We start from the raw sequence: 16,118 nt of genomic DNA, 5'->3' as shown, positions 1-16,118 counted from the left end.
GACGCCATGAACTTCGACCTGACCGACGAGCAGGGCATGCTGCGTGACGTCACCCGCGAGGCGCTGGCGCGCACCTACGACATCGATGCGCTCCTCAAGGTCGACGACACCGAACTCGGCTGGAGCCGCGACGTCTGGTCAGCGCTGGCCGAGATCGGAATCCTCGGACTTGGTTTCGAGCCCGAGGAGGCCGGCCAGATCGAGTTGATGGTGGTACTCACCGAGATCGGGCGGCGGCTGGCGCCCGAACCCGTCGCGCAGGCGGCACTGATTCCCGGCGGACTGATCGCCGAACTCGGGAACGATGAACAGCGGGGGTTGCTCGACGCGGTGTCGGAGGGTCAGACGCTACTGGCCCTGGCACACCAGGAACCGGGCATGCGCGGTTTGTCGACACGCGTCACCACCCGCGCTGAGCGCCAAGGTGATTCGTGGACCGTCACCGGCCGTAAGAACCCCGTGCTGTCCGGCGATTGCGCCGACGTGTTCGTCGTGAGCGCGGCACTGGAGACTGGGGTCGGGCTGTTCGTCATCGACGCCGACGCCGTCAGCAGGCACGCGTTCCGAACCCTCGACGGCCAGCGCGCCGCACAGCTGAACCTGGACTCCGTTACAGCGCAACCACTCGGTGCCGGCGGAGATGCGGCATCTGGCCTGCGAAGAGCCCTCATCCGGCATCAGTCGGCGCTGTGCGCCGAAGCGGTGGGCGCGATGGAGGAGGCCCTGCGCCTCACCACCGAGTACCTGAAGAACCGCAAGCAGTTCGGCGTGCCGCTGAGCAAGTTCCAGGCACTGACCCAACGCGCCGCGGACATGTACGTCTCGCTCGAACTGGCGCGCAGCATGAGCCTGTACGCCGCCATATCGATCGCCGACGGCAACTACGACCCCGTCATCGCCGCCAGGGCCAAACTGCAGATCTGTCGGTCGGGGCGCCACATCGCCCAGGAGGCGATTCAACTGCACGGCGGGATAGGCGTGACCGCCGAGTATCCGGTGGGCCACTACGCTGCCCGCCTCACCGCGATCGGCCAGACGCTGGGCTCGGCCGACGATCAGCTGCGCACGCTGATGGGTGCGCTCGGATCCTACGAGACCGTGTCGCTGTGAGCGCACCTTCAGATGCCCAGCTGCGGGAGATGTTCGACGAGTTTCAGTTGCGGAAGCTCGTGCACGGCTACTGCCGCGCCGTCGACCGCGGTGACATCGATGCGCTGCGCGGCCTCTATCACGACGACGCCGAGGACGACCACGGCACCTTCTCCACAGGTGGGGTCGACGACTTCCTCAGCCAGCTCGAGGCCGCCCGCCCCTACATTCGGTCGATGCAGCACAACATCACCACGGTGAACTTCGCCATCAGCGGCAACACCGCCGAAGGCGAGATCTACACCTTGGCGACGCACACGTTCGGCGCGGGCGATCGCGACGTCGACGTCATCGTCGGCGGCCGCTACCTCGACAAGTACGAGAGACGCTCCGACACATGGAAGTTCATCGAGCGAAAGATCGTCACCGACTGGGCCCACATCAATGACCCGTCCTCGGTGGATCTGAGCCATCCGATCACCAAGGACACTCCGGTAGGCTCTCCGGACGCGAATGATCCTTCGTACCAATTCTTCTCGCTGCTACAAAGGGATGTGGAGTGATGACGTCGTCAGCCCAAGACTCAGTGTTCGGCCAGCAGTTCCAGACCCCCGACGGGGCCACCGTGATCCCGGTTACGAAGCCGGTCGGCGTGTTCGTCATCAAGGACGGCAAGCCGACCTGGTCTCCCGCGGCGGACGCCACTCGCATCGCGCTGATGGGAATCCTCGTCGGCCTGCTGTCGGCAACCCTGGCCGGGATCACCATGGTTCGCCGCCCGCCGTGGCCAGACCTGCATATCGACGTGACAAAGGAAATCTAGCGCCCCGTCACGCGACACTGGCCGCGCCGCACCACGACTCGGCGATCGAGCCGGTGACACCGCAGCCGGCCATGAGGATGGCGTCCGGCAGAATCGCGTCCTGTTCCGGCGTGAACGCGGGCGGCGCCGGCGGCAGCAGCGGGAAGATGCGGGCGCCCGACACGCCGGTCAGGAACGAGACGATCTGGGCGGGGATGTTGGTGATCACATACAGGCCATCGATGACGATCTGCGCCGGCCCTGACAGGAAGCTCGGCAGCGCCGCGACGATCTCCTTGCCAAAGGTCAACACGTAGTAGGGCACCGAGGCGAAGACCGTACGCACGCCCAACGCCACCTGGGTGCCGATATCGGGATAGCCGTTCGTGGCGATCGCATCCTTCAGCGCCTGCTTCAGGTCGACGGGGTCGAGGTCACTTCCGCCGAGCGTCGTCAGCGACACACCGTCGGAGCCGGCGCGCGGTGTGCCGCCGAACAGAGTCACCACCGTCGGCGTGATATCGACGATCTCGTACCGCGGGTTGATCAAACCGTCGCCGAAATCTGTCCCCTCGGCAATGACGAATGTCCCTGTCTCAGCCGGTGATTGGAATCCGTGACCGAAGCCCACCTGCGGCTGGTGGCCGTGGTCGGTGACCACGAGGATGGTCCACTCCTCGCCCATGGCCTCGCGGGCGGCCACCGCGTCCAAGATCTCACCGAGGTTGTCGTCCATGTTCCGGATGGCCAGTTTGTACTCCTCCGAGGCGGAGCCGTACATGTGGCCGTTCTCGTCGACACCGACGAAGTAGCTGAAGAGGAAGTTCGGGGTCGGGCCGTTTAGACCCGAGATCGAGTCGACGGTCCAGTCGGCGACCGCGTCATCGGTCGCCAGCCAGTTCTTGTCCCCCGCGACCTGACCGATGAAGACGTTCTGATCGGCGGGGATCGATCCGGCCCCTGCGATGCCGTTGATGACGTCCCAGTTCCCGACGGCCACGGTCTGGATGTCTCGATCGATCGCCTCGAGTTGGTTGAACACCGTCGGCCACGTGTTGTAGGTCCACGGGGTGAAGACGTTGTTGATCACCCCGGTCCGCTCGCCCCACACCCCGGTCAGAATCGCCGTCCATGACGGGTTGGAGATGGTGGTGTGCCCGACGATGCTCGAGGCGGAGGTGGTGCTGACGCCCATCAGGTCGAAGAAGTTCTGGTTGTAATCGTCGGCCAGGATCCTGCTCAAGTTCGCGCCGTCGATGGCGATCACCAGTACGCGCGGCTGCGTGGGATCCACCAGCACCGAGGGTGGTGGCGTGGGATTGGGGACCAGAGAGACCGTTTGTTGGGCCATGAAGTTCGCCCTGGCGGGAGCGAGGATCCGCTCGAACTCGTTTCGCACCAACGACAACGCCGCCGACAGGATCGGCAGCTGGATCGGCGACCCCTCCCCCAGGTGCAGCAGCGGCTGCAGCACCGAGGCGACGATCTCCGTGACGACGCCGACCAGGGTCTTCGGTCGAACCGGCACCGCTGGTGGTGAGACCACCGAATTCGATGCCGCCGCAACCGTTGTGGCGGCATCGGACGCGAGCTGAGTGGAGATTTCGTCAACGGCGGCAAGCAGGGACGCTTGCGGCTGTTGCTGGACTTCGTCGGCAGCCTTGACCGTCGCGTCGACGTCGGTCACCTGCTCGTGGGCGGCGGGGGGCTTGGCCGAATTACCCTTCGCCGGGTCCTGCCCTGAGTCGTTGCCCTTCACCGGGTCCTGCACCGGCGGATTCACGAGCGGGGTGCCCTCATCGATGACGACCGGTGGGACCACCTCGTCAATGACCACGGGCAGGGTTTCCTCGGCGCCCACGACGTCGGCCGGCGCCTCGGTGTCAGCGGCAACGGCGTCCGCAGGTGTGGCAGCGGCGGTGCCATCAGTAGCGGGCTCATCGGCAGCGGGGGTGTCGATGTCCTTCGCGGACTCTGCGGCCGCGCCCGATGCCGGCTTCGGATCCGACCCTGACGTGTCGGTGTCGGCATCGGCGTCTGCCGAGGATTTCAATGCGGACTTCAACGACGACTTGAGGGAAGACTTGAGGGACGACTTCGGTGCCGACTTCGGAGACGAGGACTCCCCCGCAGAAGTCGATGACGTGGCGTCGGACGACGACGCCCCGCCCTCCGATGGGTCTGCGTAGGCGATGCCCGGAGCGGACGCCACGGCCGCGCCCACCCCCAACGCCACTGCCAGCGCTCCGACGCGACCGACGTGCCTCGCATAACCCATGGACGGTTCCTCTCGTTGACCCGCGGATGGGGCGGCGGAATACTCTGCGCCGGAAGTTACGCGGGTCGTCGACCTCGTTCTTGAGGAATCAATGAATTGGGCTGCGTGCTGGCCGCCAGCAGTGGGTCCGACACCTCGGAGGGTGTAGCGCTCACCACACTTCAATACTTTGATGTACTAATAATGACGGAAAGGCGATACCCTCGCCGCGGCCTCATTTCGGCGCGCCCGGAACAATCGGCGCCCCTGCAGGAGGCGCATCGGATCGATCGAATGTCCAGGAGGACCCTCCCTTGTCGAGTCTCGCCCGCACGCTTCGTCGGCTGATGTCCGGTGCACTGGTGGCGATGGTGCTGCCCGCGCTCATCACCGTCGCCGGCGCGCCCGCCACCGCGAACGCGTTCTCCCGTGAGGGCCTGCCGATCGAGTACCTGAGCGTCCCGTCGGCGGCCATGGGCCGTGATATCCGCGTCCAGTTCCAGGGCGGCGGCCCGCACGCGGTCTATCTGCTCGACGGCCTGCGCGCGCAGGACGACTTCAACGGCTGGGACATCAACACCGCGGCATTCGAGTGGTTCTACGAGTCCGGCTTGTCGGTTGTCATGCCGGTCGGCGGCATGTCGAGCTTCTACACCGACTGGTACCAACCCGCCGTCGGCAACGGCACCACCCAGACCTACAAGTGGGAGACCTTCCTGACCCAGGAGCTGCCCGCATGGCTCTCGGAGAACAAGGGTGTCTCGCAGAGCGGCAACGCCGTCGTGGGGCTGTCCATGGGCGGTGCGCCCGCGCTGACCTATGCCACCTACCACCCGGACCGGTTCGTGTACGCCGCGTCGCTGTCGGGGTTCCTGAACCTGTCACAGGGCCTCTGGCCGAGGCTTGTCGGCATCGCCATGAACGACGGGGGCGGATTCAAGGCCGACGCCATGTGGGGTCCGCCCGGCGACCCGGCGTGGGCACGCAACGATCCCACGGTCAACGTCGCCAAGCTGGTCGCCAACGGCACCCGACTGTGGGTCTACTGCGGCAACGGCACCGCGAACGAGCTGGGCGCCGGCAACCCGGGTGGTGGCCTGCTGGAGACGTCGACACTCAAGAGCAACATCGCCTTCCAGAATGCGTACGTCGCCGCGGGAGGCACGAACGCCGTCTTCAACTTCCCGCCCAGCGGCACACACGGCTGGGGTTACTGGGGAGATCAGCTGCTGGCGATGAAGCCGGACTTGCAACGCGCGCTCGGCGCGGAACCGACTAGCTGATCCGCGGCGCCGACCGGCATCGGCATCGACGCCCTTATCGCCAGTAGTTGACGCCAACAGCCCGCGGCGTCCCCGAAATCCCGCCATCATCAGTACTGGCGGGAGGGGCTCTAGACATGACGGCGATGAAGACCACGCTGATCGCATTGGCGACGGTCATGGGGTTGACCGCATGCTCGGCGGGCACGGACACGACCAGTACCGGTGCCTCGACAGTCACCGTGACCGCGCCGACGACGAGTACAGCGTCACCGCCGCCAACTGCGGTAAGCGAGCCGTCATCGACTGCGGCGAGCCCCAGCGCTGACAGCAGCGGCTGTGAACTCAACCCGTCAGACGCCCCGGTCGAGACGGCCGACCCCTACCAATGGGTTCCGCAGATCGGCCGAGTGTCGGTCACGATGAGCGGATTGCCCTCGGGCACCATCAAACCCGGTGATCCGCCGGTCGTGGTTGATGTGACGGCCTGCAATGACTCACCCGTCTCCTACTCGGAGGTCGGCGTCGTGGTTGTGCTCGACCACTGCAGCTGCGCACCGGGCCCATTGGAGGTTCCCGTGGGCACCGTCGAGTACTTCGACCGGGCCACCGGTGGCTGGACCCAGGTCGACCATCCGGCCGCGGGTACGGGCATGGACTACCTCGGGCAGTTCGCCAACGCGCAGGAGCTGTCCAAGGGCCAGGCCTTCACGGTTCGGTACCGGATCGCGCTCGACACGTCCATGACTGCCGGCCAGGGCGGAGTGTCGGCCGCTGTCGTCACGCCGTACCCGTTGAACCAGATCGGCTCGGCGAATCTGCCCTTCACCGTCGTGCAGTAGCGACCGTGGCCGCTGAGTCATTGCTACCACCGCGAAGTCACATCGTCGGCGATCTGGCCTGCGATCTTCGACGCCGAGTCAGCTGGGTTGGCGCTGCACGTGTTGATGTCGACGATGATGTTGTTTCGCAACGCCAGCGCGCGTCCGCAGGCCCAGCCGGGGCTACCGGCGTCCTGTTCGGTCGCAATCGCGCTTAGTGCTGCGTCGGTGTTCGAGATCTGTCCCACGACCCAGTGCGTGCCGCTCTGCGCGTGGGTGTACTCGTGGCAGGCCGGCCACTGCTGAGCCGAGGTGTCGAAGAACGCGCCCGCCACCTCCCTGGTCGGAAACAGCACCACGGCCTGCTTGAGATAGTGCGTGAAGGCATCGCCGTTGTTGAGGCTCTCGTCGCGCTCGGACCAGTAACCGCTGTTGCCGTAAACGGCAGCCTCTGCCGCACCATCGATGGCGAGACATTCCGGCGGCGACATGGTGGCACTGTTGTCCGCCATCGCGGACTGGCTCTCCGTGACCGCCATCCCGGACGTCGCCATAGCCGCATTGACCTGGTCGGGGCTCAGCAACAAGCTGGCTAGTTCCCGCTCGACCAGAGGACGCGGAATCCTCGACCGGGTCGGTGTAGGCGACTCGGCACTACCCGTACTCACACACCCCGCGGCAAGAACACAGATGACTGCTGCTGCGAGTGTGACCGTTGACCGTCGCATGTGAAGCTCCCCCTTCGAGCCGAGACCAGACCTTTCAACGTGGCGCGACTCCCCCCGGAGCGCGTCTATAGAAAAATGGTGCAGCAGTGTCGCCGACACCATCCGAATATTGCTGGTGTTTCGTGATCACAATGAGCCGCGCTTCTTGATAACGATTGGTGGGTCGCGCCCTCCGCCTGCGTTTTCCATCGCTCAGAAGTACGTCGTGGCCGTCGTGCTGGTTCCGTTGTCACATGTGATCGTGACGGTCCAGTCCCGGAATCGCGGAACCGCGGGGACGATCCTCAAGTCGTAACTGCCGTTCGCCGGTAGGGCGAAGCTGCGGTCGAAGTTGTCCGTCGTATAGGTGCACTGCGACGAGACTCCACTGCGGTCGGTGATGTGAGCCACCAGACCGCCCACGACCGTGTCGAACGAGACCGTCGGCCCCTGCAGCGGCGCGGGCGGCGGCGGTTCGTTCGACGGTGGCGGGGTGGCTCCGCTGGCGCAGCCCGAGACGATGACCTTCGCGCCCTGCTGGTTCTGCAGCATGCCCTTGGCCTTGCTCTGGGCGGCGGTTAGCGACGGGTCAGATGCTCCCGTCATCTCGCCGAAGTCATTCGAGGCGGCCGCGGCGCATTCGTTCTTGGCGATCACCTGAGTCACGCAGTGGCCCCCGCCGTTGTTCGAGCAGTTCGTCAGCGCCCCCGTGCCGGCCTGATCCTGCGTGGCACTGATCGCCGACCCGCCAGCCATCGTGACGGGAGGATTCTCGTTGATGAATCCGAGGGCCAACCCGATGTACTGGTCAGCCGCATGCGCCGGCGCGGGTGCGCCGACCATGCCGACGACGATCGCGATGGCGGCTAGCAGGGTGGCAGCAGTGGTCCGGCCTCGCCACAGAGCGCGGCCTTGGTAAGTGCTTGTCATGGTTTGTCCTGTGTGATCGCTGCCCCGGGGCCGCACTCAGGAGTTGGAAGCTGCGCACCGCCCAGACGAGGCATGGTTTCGTCGACTGATCGCTTGCCCCTTCCTCATCGGTGGTGCATCTGCTTGTTGACTATTCGCGCCTTCGCCGGCTCGTTCACCAGTTCCGCAATAGTCGGGCACGGTCATCGATACCGTGGACAGTGGTGGACCAACGAGAGGAATCACCATGGCCGATCCGAAGCAGGGCACATACGACCCCAAGAAGGGCGGCAAGTTCGAGCCGACCACCAAGGCCACGCCGCCGCCACCCCCGAGGCCAGGGCACAAGAACAAGTAACCACAGCTCAAGACGACCTCCGCTTCCTGGCGCGGCCAGGTTGCCGGATGGGGTGCGCCCCGGCAGTGCAGGACGGCCTAGGCCACCGGCGGCGCACTGGCAGCGGGGCCCAACAGATCGGCGCTGGTGTTCGACGACGTGCGCCGCCACCGCCCGTACAGCGGCAACTCACGCATCGACTCGCCCGCCGGCACCGACCAGCGTCGGGCAACGAAACGAATCATGGTCCGCACGTAGCGGGTCGTCTCGGAGTACCACCGCCATTCGTAGAGGCGACCGGTCAGCAACCATTGCGCCAGCGCCTCGGACTCAACGCCCTGCAGATACGGCCGGACCCACGTCACCATCACCCACGCCCGCTCGGTCGCTTCGTGGGGAAGCCGGAACGTCCACTCGATCGGACTGTCACCGGCGGCCATGGTGTGCCGCAGCGCGGGCGGTTGCAACTCAGCACTCTCGCTCAGTTCCGGCACACCGAGCAGCTGCACTGTGACGTTGTGAAAGACGCCGGGCCCGCCCACCTCGAACCGCACGCGATGGAGGCCGCCGTGGGCGTCGGTGGAGTCTTCGCGGTCGGTGGAGAACGCCACCAACCCGCCGACGGCGACGTAGCGGGAGAACACCAACTGGCTTCCCACCATGAGGAACCGGCGCACCGCAAGCCCCACCGTCAACGTCGCGACCGTCACCGCGACGACACCCCACATCAGATCCACCCGCACAGATTGTCAGAGCATGAACCCGAACCGGTGGAAACGCTCCGACACAGGCAAAGGCCAATGCCCGCGGCAAGGTCACCGGTGTGTTGCTACGTCCGTTCGCGGGCCTGATCTCCCGGCGACAGTGCCACCACCTACGGCCAACCCTGGAGCATGAACTGCACCGTTCCCGCTGCGACGAACCTCCCAAATCTCATGAATAACAATGTCATTAGTCAATCCGTAGGAGCAGCGACCGCTACGCAGGCCCTGCGGGCAACCGGCGATCACCCGACTGCTGCTCGAAGCCCAACACCTCGCCATAACGCCACGGGGCCTTCTTGCCCTTGTCGAGGGCGATTGGTGCATCGCAGCATTGCGATGTGGATTAGCGTTGTGGGTGTGACCAAGGAAGCCGTCGGCCGAACAACGTTCCCCGACATCAGCTCGCGCGCGTGGGAGCACCCCGCGGACCGGACCGCGCTCACGGCGTTGCGTCGGCTCAAGGGATTCGATCAGATCCTCAAGGTGCTGTCGGGCATGCTGCGAGAACGCCAGCACCGGCTCCTGTACTTGGCAAGCGCTGCACGCGTGGGACCGCGCCAGTTCGCCGATCTCGACGTGATACTGCAGGAGTGTGTCTCAGTGCTGGACGCGCCAGTCAAACCAGAGCTGTTCGTGGTGCAGTCGCCGACCGTCAACGCGTACACAATCGGGATGGAGCAGCCGTTCATCGTACTCACATCGGGGATGTGCGACTTGATGAGCGAAGCCGAAATGCGTTTCGTCATCGGGCACGAACTCGGCCACGCCCTCAGCGGGCATGCCGTGTATCGGACCATGCTCATGCACCTCATGCGACTGTCGTCGGCACTTGGCTTCCTACCTGTCGGCGGCTGGGCGTTGCGTGCCATCGTCGCCGCGCTCATGGAGTGGCAGCGAAAGTCGGAGCTGTCCGGTGACCGCGCCGGCCTGTTGTGCGGGCAGGACTTCGATGCCGGCATCCGGGTGCAACTGAAGCTGGCTGGAGGCGGCCGGCTCGACAAGATGGACTCGCAGGCCTTCCTTGCCCAAGCCGCCGAGTACGACCGCAGCGGCGACATGCGCGACGGAGTGCTCAAGCTGCTCAACCTCGAGCTTCAGACCCATCCGTTCTCCGTGCTCAGGGCCGCCGCACTGACGAAGTGGGTCGACTCCGGAGGATACGGCGCAATCCTGGCCGGGGACTATCCCGTGCGGTCGAACGACGAAGACCATTCCTGGAGTGACGATGTAGCCGCGGCCGCCCGGGTGTACCGCGATGGCTTCGACCAGTCCGATGATCGGTTGATTCGCGGACTGCGAGATGGGTTGTCGGGCGTCGTCGACGGAGTGGGGCGCGCTGCCACAAATGCCGCAGACACGCTGGGGCGCAAGATCACCGATTGGCGCCGCGGCAGCAGCGACAGCCCCGAGCACTGACTGCGAATCAGCGTTTGGTCGCGTGCGGTCTTCGAACTTACTGGGCCAAGGACGAAATGGCGCCCGGTCGGCATAGCGTCGCGCGGTCACCAGCCCGGCACGATCGTCACCGGAATGCCTTGCGACTCCCATAGTGCGATCACTTCGGGGTTGTCGTCGATCGCCCCTCGGACGTCGTAGTGCCGGCGCAGGTACCGCAGGATCTCCAGTTTCACGATGCGATCAGAACGTCGGTCACCCGTCATCGCCATCGCACCCCTTCGGCTGCTGGACGATCAGCCCATGTCGTCGAAGTCGTGCGACTCTGTCGCTGCACGATTCTCACGCTCGGCCGCCTGCTCCGGCGTCTGACAATCCGGGCAGATCACCTGAAACGCGCGTCCCTGAAAGGTCTGCTCCAACCAATTGCCGCGCTCATCCGGGTCGGCAGGGTACGGCCGTTTGCACTTGCCGCACGTGCTCAAATGGTGCAGAAGCGCCAACCTGAGGCCGCGCAGGAACACTCGGCTCTGCTTACTCATCGCCACCCTCCCCATTGTCAGCCGCCAGGGCACGCACCTTGTAGACCGTAGCCCGCGACGCCCCGAACTCATGGGCAAAATGTCGCCAACTCGCCGTGCGTGAGGAACCCATGCTCATGGCGATCGCCCTCACCGCGTTGCTTGTCGTCTTCACGTAGTAAGAGACGTGAAAAAAGTAGGACCCGGGAATCGAAACCGGTACGAATTTCGCGCGGCGATGAACACCACGGTGGCGCGACACGCTCCGCAGGCGGCCACTGACTGACAACGACAGCGGGCCACGGCTTTCGCCGGCCCGCGAGCGTCACGGCAACCCGGTCGCCAACGACGGATCGAATCCCGGCGCCGACTCGTCCCACCCCGGCGGCATGTGGTCGGAGCCCCGCGGCTGCGACGCGTAGATCGGCACCTGAGGAGCGGGCCCCGGCAGCGACGTGTCATACCCCGGCAGCTGTCCGTAACCCGTCGGCGGTCCGATACCGGGGGCCACCTGGTCCGTGCCGGCCAACAACTTGGACGCCACGAAAGCGGCTGCCTGCGTGGTGTACCCGGGCACATAGCCGTCGGTGTGACCGCTCCACTCGTTGCCGGGCCCTGCGTGACAGATCGGATCGGCGGGGTTACAGAGGTCGATCCCCTTCCCAGCGAACATCTCGGACTGGGAAGGCAGCTTCGTGCCCGAGCGGTTCGCGACGTTGCCGAAGGTGGCGATCGCCGCGACGTTGGTCGCGAACGAAGAAGGCAGAGAAGCGCCCCACGCAATCCCGACGATGGGATTGCCGGCGACGATGTTGATGACGTTCGCCCCCTGCGAGTATCCGCCCAACACGATCTTGGTGTCGGGGCACGATGTCGCCGTGGCTTTGATGCGCTTGATCGCGTCCTTGGCGCCGTCCCCGCTGCCCAGCTGCAGCTTGCCCGCGTCGTAGTCCACCGCGTAAGTCGCGATGTTCAGGCCGACGGCCTGCTCGCGCAACGCGTCGACGAAGGCGTTGCCAACGGCGCCCATGCCCTTCGGCTCGTCGGTGCCCCGTGCGAAAACCACCTCGGCGTCGGCGCAGTCGGCGGCGGCCGCAAGCGGCACGCCGTTCGGAGTCCACAGCTGAACGGCGGCGATGCTGAGCGCGGCAGCGCCGCGGCCGACCCAGCGACCCGCCGATCGCAGGCCCATCGCGCGCGAGCTACGCCCACAATGAGGAGACATGTCTCGAATTTATCGCTTCGCAAGGAGAAACGCACAAGCCGTGGCTTTTCAGCGAAGTTCGAGGGCGGCGCTTTGGCGCCCGCCCGACATGCGTGCTCGCGCGGCGGCGTCAACGAGAGCGGGCCAGAGCTTTCGCTCTGGCCCGCTCGTCCGGTGGAGCTGCCGGGAATCGAACCCGGGTCCTACGGCATTCCCTCAAGGCTTCTCCGTGCGCAGTTCGCTATGTCTCTACTTGGATCTCTCAGTCACGCGAACAAGCTGAGATGACGATCCCAGTCGCTGTTTGATGTCCCCGTACTCCCCGCGACCGGGCGTATGGGTTTGTCCCTCTTGCTGATGCCAGGGTCCGGGCCGAGGGCGCTCCCGGTCTGACAGACACGCAGTCGCTTAGGCAGCGAGTGCGTAGTCGCGCTGATTGGAATCGGCGCTTAATTGGTTGCAACGACGCTTACGGTGGTCAATTGCCTGCACCGGCACGCTTCCCTTGATTCGATGCGCGAAGTCGAAACCGTTCAGCCCCTCGCATCCCAGCCGAGTTTCGGCCGGACATCCCATCATACCGAGCGCTACGACAACGGCCAACGTGTTTAGGTTCCGGTCCGATCACGTAGTCGGGCTGAGGACCATTCGCCGCCCTAGAATGGGCCGCATGGTGCACTCGCTGATCCCGTCAAAACGACTCATGCTCACCGGTGGACTCGCGCTGGCCGCCCTCGCGGCGCCGGCCATCATGGCCACGACGGCCGTGTCCACTCCCCTCGCGGCGTGCACCAGCGGTGAGGAGTCCGACGTGTTCACCACGACGTGCGTGCCGTACCTGGTGCCGACCTCGAACCAGGGCTTCACCTCAACCGCCGCCAATCCCGACATCCCCGAGATCGACGGCATCCCGGCCACCGGGGCCAACAGCGGAAGCGTCATCGGGTTGGAGGAGGACGCGCAGGCCGAGGGACCACAGCCGATTCCGCGCTCGACCTTCAGCTCCAGCCCGTAACCGGGCAGGCCGTTAGATCACGTAGTTCAGGTTGGCGACGATCCGTCGGCCGACTTCCTCGTCACCGCGGTAGCTGATCTCCTGGGATCGTGCCGTCGTCATCGGCCGCCCGCCGCACAGCCTGGTGAACTGCAGCCCGTCCAACGTGATGGTCGTCGTCGGCTCCGCCCCGCCGAAGTCGTCGACCACCGCAGCCCTGCCGTCGACTGCCACCGCGATGCTGCGCGCCACCGGGCCGGTCAGTTCGATCGCCACCCGCGCGCCCTCGGGCGCCTTGCCGCGCTTTCCAACCACAAACGCCATGCTGCTTGTCATCTCGTCGAGCGCGAGGCGTGACGCGGGCCCGCCCAGGTCGGCGTCGGAGGCTGGGCGCGACAACGCGTCGCGGATATCGTGCTCGTGCATCCAGCAGTCGAAGATCCGGATGCGCATGAAGCGGCCGTAGGTGTCTGGTCCGGCGGGCGTGACCGACGGCGCGTTCCATTCCTCATCGCTCATCGCGGTCAACACCTCGCGGCGCTGCGCCGTCACGCTGCGAAAGCGTTGCAGCACATCGGCGCCGGTCTCACCGCTCAGGTGGTGCACCCAACACTCGTTCATCGCACCGATCGGGTTCCGGACGTGCTCCAGTGTCGACACGTCGACGTCGGTCTCCGGTGTCGCGGTCCCGCGCAGCATCTCCTCGGTGCCGATCACATGTGCGACGACATCGTGGACACACCATCCCGGAAGTAACGTCGGCAGTCGCCACCCGTCATCGGGCACGTCGGCCATCAGACGGTCGATGTCGTCCCAGGACGTGAAGAGGCCGTCGAGGACATCGTTCTTGTCGAGCACGGTCAGTGGACGTGAAGGGCTGTTCACCAGACGACCGTATCGCCCGCTGCGACCCGCACGGTGAGAATCCCGCTCAGTGCATGCCCTTGATCCGGCGGCCCAGCTCCCGTGTCACTTCCCGATTGGCGTCTCGCGTGGCGATGTCCTGACGCTTGTCGTGCGCCTGCTTGCCGCGCGCCAGCGCGAGTTCGACCTTGACCTTGCCGTCGGTGAAGTACAGCTTCAGGGGCACCAGGGTGAGGTTGCCGTCGCGGATCTTGCCGATCAGGTTGTCGATCTCGCTGCGGTGCAACAGCAGTTTGCGATTACGGCGCGGCGCGTGATTGGTCCAGCTGCCGTGGTGATACTCCGGGATGTGCAGGTTGCGCAGCCAGATCTCACCGTCGTCGACCGTGGCGAAGGCGTCGGCCAGCGAGGCCTGACCGTCACGCAGGCTCTTCACCTCGGTGCCCATGAGAGCGACGCCGGCCTCGTAGGTCTCCAGGATCGTGTAGTTGTGCCGCGCCTTGCGATTGGTCGCGACAACCTGGTTGTTGCGCCGCGTCTGCTCGTCGACCTTCTTCTTGTTGACCACGCTAACGCCGCACGTACAGGCGCAACGTGACGTACCCGGTCACGCCGGCCATGGCCACACCGACGAACAGCAGGAACGGCGATATGAAGAGGATGTCCGCATAGTCGATTCTGGCGATCAGGTTCGCTTGATAGAACTGGTTCAGCGCCTTCTCGAGGAAGAACGCACGCACCACTATCAACCCGATAATCGATATCACCACGCCGATGAGCGCGGCCAGCATCGCCTCCACCAGGAACGGCAGCTGGGTGTACCACCGACTGGCGCCGACGAGTCGCATGATGCCGACTTCGGTGCGGCGGGTGTACGCCGCGACTTGAACCATGTTGGCTATCAACAGGATCGCACCGATCGCCTGTACCAGCGCCACCGCGAACGCGACGGCGCTCAGGCCGTCCAGGACAGCGAACAATCGGTCTATCAGGTCCTTCTGGTTCAGCACGTTGAGCACGCCCGGTTGACCGACCATGGCCTCGTCGAAGGCCTTGTGCTGTTCGGGGTTATCCAGCTTGACGATGAACGACGCCGGAAACGCGTCCTTGCCCGCGACGTCCTTGTACTGCGGGAACTTCTTGATCGCGTCGGCGTAGGCCTCGTCGCGGTTCAGGAAGCGCACCGACCGGACATCGTCGCGATCCTCGATCTGCGCGCGCAGGCTCTTGCAGGGGTCCGCGTCGCACGTCGGATCGTTGGCCGAGACGTCGTTGGTCAGGAAGACCTGACTCTCCACTCGGTCCAGGTAGATGGTGCGGGAGCTGTCGGCGAGCCGGACCACTAGCAGACCACCGCCGAGCAGCCCGATCGAGATGGCGGTCGTCAAAATCATGGCGACCGTCATCGTGACGTTGCGACGAAGTCCGGTGAAGACCTCGTTGATGAGAAAGCCGAAGCGCACTTAGCGATCCATTCCGTAGACACCGCGTTGTTCGTCGCGGATCAGCCGTCCCAGCTCGAGTTCGATGACCCGCTGGCGCATCGAGTCGACGATGTGATGGTCATGGGTTGCCATCAGGACCGTCGTCCCCGTGCGGTTGATCCGCTCGAGCAGATCCATGATGTCCTTGCTGGTGTCCGGGTCCAGGTTGCCGGTCGGTTCATCGGCCAGCAGCACCAGCGGACGGTTGACGAACGCGCGGGCGATGGCCACGCGCTGCTGCTCACCGCCGGAGAGCTCGGTTGGCAGCCGGTTGGACTTTCCCGACAGGCCGACCATCTCGAGCACGTCCGGCACGACCCGGTTGATGACGTCGGCACGCTTGCCGATCACCTCGAGCGCGAACGCGACGTTCTCGAACACCGTCTTCTGCTGCAGCAGGCGGAAGTCCTGGAACACGCAGCCCAAAACCTGCCGCAGGCTCGGGATGTGCCGGTTCGCCAACTTGTTGACGTGAAACTTCGAGACCTGGATGTCACCCGAGGACGGATGCTCCTCAGCTAACAGCAGCCGCATGAACGTCGACTTGCCCGATCCGGACGGGCCAATGAGGAAGACGAACTCACCTTTGTCGATCTTGAGCGATACATTGTCCAGGGCCGGACGGGCCGAGGACTTGTACTGCTTGCTCACGTGGTCGAGGGTGATCATCACGGCACGCCAGTGTAGCGGTGCACGCGCCCATACCCC

At 65.3% G+C, this 16,118-nt stretch carries 18 protein-coding genes and 1 other RNA gene; 7 read left to right on the top strand and 12 right to left on the bottom strand.

The annotated features are described in order from the left end of the window. Nucleotides 1–6 precede the first annotated feature (6 nt). The 3 genes from ABIA65_RS18025 to ABIA65_RS18015 are packed head-to-tail and all read left to right on the top strand — an operon-like array spanning nt 7 to nt 1,912. Nucleotides 7–1,110 (top strand): acyl-CoA dehydrogenase family protein, encoded by a 1,104-nt coding sequence (locus tag ABIA65_RS18025; protein ID WP_354524415.1) that lies wholly within the window; start codon nt 7–9, stop codon nt 1,108–1,110. A 29-nt stretch (nt 1,111–1,139) separates the two neighbouring features. Continuing rightward, entirely contained in the window at nt 1,140–1,652 is a 513-nt protein-coding gene (locus ABIA65_RS18020; RefSeq protein WP_354524637.1) for a nuclear transport factor 2 family protein, read from the top strand. Next, on the top strand, nt 1,652–1,912 hold the full coding sequence (locus ABIA65_RS18015) for a hypothetical protein (RefSeq protein ID WP_241400204.1): 261 nt from the start codon (nt 1,652–1,654) through the stop codon (nt 1,910–1,912). Before ABIA65_RS18020 ends, ABIA65_RS18015 begins: the two co-directional genes overlap by 1 nt. A gap of 7 nt (nt 1,913–1,919) precedes the next feature. Here the strand turns inward: ABIA65_RS18015 and ABIA65_RS18010 are convergent, their stop codons facing one another. Continuing rightward, nucleotides 1,920–4,169: an alkaline phosphatase family protein gene (locus tag ABIA65_RS18010; RefSeq protein ID WP_354524414.1), complete on the bottom strand. Its 2,250-nt coding sequence runs from the start codon at nt 4,167–4,169 to the stop codon at nt 1,920–1,922. A gap of 326 nt (nt 4,170–4,495) precedes the next feature. Between ABIA65_RS18010 and ABIA65_RS18005 the strand changes: the two genes are divergently transcribed. Together ABIA65_RS18005 and ABIA65_RS18000 are read left to right on the top strand one after the other, a co-directional pair. Continuing rightward, nucleotides 4,496–5,431 carry an esterase family protein gene (locus ABIA65_RS18005; RefSeq protein ID WP_354524636.1) on the top strand — a complete coding sequence of 312 codons (936 nt, stop codon included), beginning with the start codon at nt 4,496–4,498 and terminating at the stop codon, nt 5,429–5,431. Nucleotides 5,432–5,547: 116 nt separating this feature from the next. Beyond that, a complete protein-coding gene (locus ABIA65_RS18000; protein WP_354524413.1) occupies nt 5,548–6,252 on the top strand; it encodes a putative periplasmic lipoprotein in 705 nt (234 codons plus the stop codon). Nucleotides 6,253–6,275: 23 nt separating this feature from the next. Here ABIA65_RS18000 and ABIA65_RS17995 read toward each other — a convergent pair whose 3' ends face one another. The 3 genes from ABIA65_RS17995 to ABIA65_RS17985 form a co-directional block, all read right to left on the bottom strand. Next, nucleotides 6,276–6,959 (bottom strand): sensor domain-containing protein, encoded by a 684-nt coding sequence (locus tag ABIA65_RS17995; protein ID WP_354524412.1) that lies wholly within the window; start codon nt 6,957–6,959, stop codon nt 6,276–6,278. Nucleotides 6,960–7,151: 192 nt separating this feature from the next. Beyond that, nucleotides 7,152–7,868: a DUF4189 domain-containing protein gene (locus ABIA65_RS17990; RefSeq protein ID WP_241400208.1), complete on the bottom strand. Its 717-nt coding sequence runs from the start codon at nt 7,866–7,868 to the stop codon at nt 7,152–7,154. A 414-nt stretch (nt 7,869–8,282) separates the two neighbouring features. Continuing rightward, nucleotides 8,283–8,921, bottom strand: coding sequence for a hypothetical protein (locus ABIA65_RS17985; RefSeq protein WP_354524411.1), 639 nt, complete (start codon nt 8,919–8,921; stop codon nt 8,283–8,285). Nucleotides 8,922–9,305: 384 nt separating this feature from the next. Here ABIA65_RS17985 and ABIA65_RS17980 point away from each other — a divergent pair, with 384 nt between their 5' ends. Continuing rightward, complete coding sequence (locus ABIA65_RS17980; RefSeq protein WP_354524410.1) at nt 9,306–10,364, top strand: M48 family metallopeptidase; 1,059 nt, start codon at nt 9,306–9,308, stop codon at nt 10,362–10,364. Between the two features lie 86 nt (nt 10,365–10,450). On the opposite strand, the gene ABIA65_RS17975 is transcribed toward ABIA65_RS17980, so the two are convergent. From ABIA65_RS17975 to ssrA, 4 genes are all read right to left on the bottom strand, one after another. After that, nucleotides 10,451–10,609 carry a phosphatase domain-containing protein gene (locus ABIA65_RS17975; protein ID WP_502919589.1) on the bottom strand — a complete coding sequence of 53 codons (159 nt, stop codon included), beginning with the start codon at nt 10,607–10,609 and terminating at the stop codon, nt 10,451–10,453. A gap of 30 nt (nt 10,610–10,639) precedes the next feature. Next, nucleotides 10,640–10,885 carry a hypothetical protein gene (locus tag ABIA65_RS17970; protein ID WP_354524407.1) on the bottom strand — a complete coding sequence of 82 codons (246 nt, stop codon included), beginning with the start codon at nt 10,883–10,885 and terminating at the stop codon, nt 10,640–10,642. A gap of 304 nt (nt 10,886–11,189) precedes the next feature. After that, a complete protein-coding gene (locus ABIA65_RS17965; RefSeq protein WP_371747130.1) occupies nt 11,190–12,056 on the bottom strand; it encodes a cutinase family protein in 867 nt (288 codons plus the stop codon). A 184-nt stretch (nt 12,057–12,240) separates the two neighbouring features. After that, nucleotides 12,241–12,609, bottom strand: a transfer-messenger RNA (tmRNA) gene (ssrA, locus tag ABIA65_RS17960). 129 nt (nt 12,610–12,738) lie between these two features. Here ssrA and ABIA65_RS17955 point away from each other — a divergent pair. Continuing rightward, the gene (locus tag ABIA65_RS17955; RefSeq protein WP_354524406.1) at nt 12,739–13,083 is read left to right on the top strand and encodes an intersectin-EH binding protein Ibp1; all 345 of its coding nucleotides are present in this window, start codon (nt 12,739–12,741) and stop codon (nt 13,081–13,083) included. Nucleotides 13,084–13,095: 12 nt separating this feature from the next. On the opposite strand, the gene ABIA65_RS17950 is transcribed toward ABIA65_RS17955, so the two are convergent. From ABIA65_RS17950 to ftsE, 4 genes are read right to left on the bottom strand one after another with little or no spacing between them, the layout of a single operon-like run. Then, nucleotides 13,096–13,947 carry a maleylpyruvate isomerase family mycothiol-dependent enzyme gene (locus tag ABIA65_RS17950; protein ID WP_354524405.1) on the bottom strand — a complete coding sequence of 284 codons (852 nt, stop codon included), beginning with the start codon at nt 13,945–13,947 and terminating at the stop codon, nt 13,096–13,098. A gap of 46 nt (nt 13,948–13,993) precedes the next feature. Then, entirely contained in the window at nt 13,994–14,494 is a 501-nt protein-coding gene (gene smpB, locus ABIA65_RS17945; protein ID WP_241400215.1) for an SsrA-binding protein SmpB, read from the bottom strand. 1 nt (nt 14,495) lies between these two features. Next, nucleotides 14,496–15,389 (bottom strand): permease-like cell division protein FtsX, encoded by an 894-nt coding sequence (ftsX, locus tag ABIA65_RS17940; RefSeq protein ID WP_241400216.1) that lies wholly within the window; start codon nt 15,387–15,389, stop codon nt 14,496–14,498. Then, complete coding sequence (gene ftsE / locus ABIA65_RS17935; protein ID WP_241405769.1) at nt 15,390–16,079, bottom strand: cell division ATP-binding protein FtsE; 690 nt, start codon at nt 16,077–16,079, stop codon at nt 15,390–15,392. Between the last annotated feature and the right edge of the window lie 39 nt (nt 16,080–16,118).

The sequence above is a fragment of the Mycolicibacterium sp. 624 genome (assembly GCF_040548615.1).
In the GTDB taxonomy this organism is placed as follows: domain Bacteria; phylum Actinomycetota; class Actinomycetes; order Mycobacteriales; family Mycobacteriaceae; genus Mycobacterium.
This window is presented reverse-complemented; position numbering and strand designations above follow the sequence as displayed.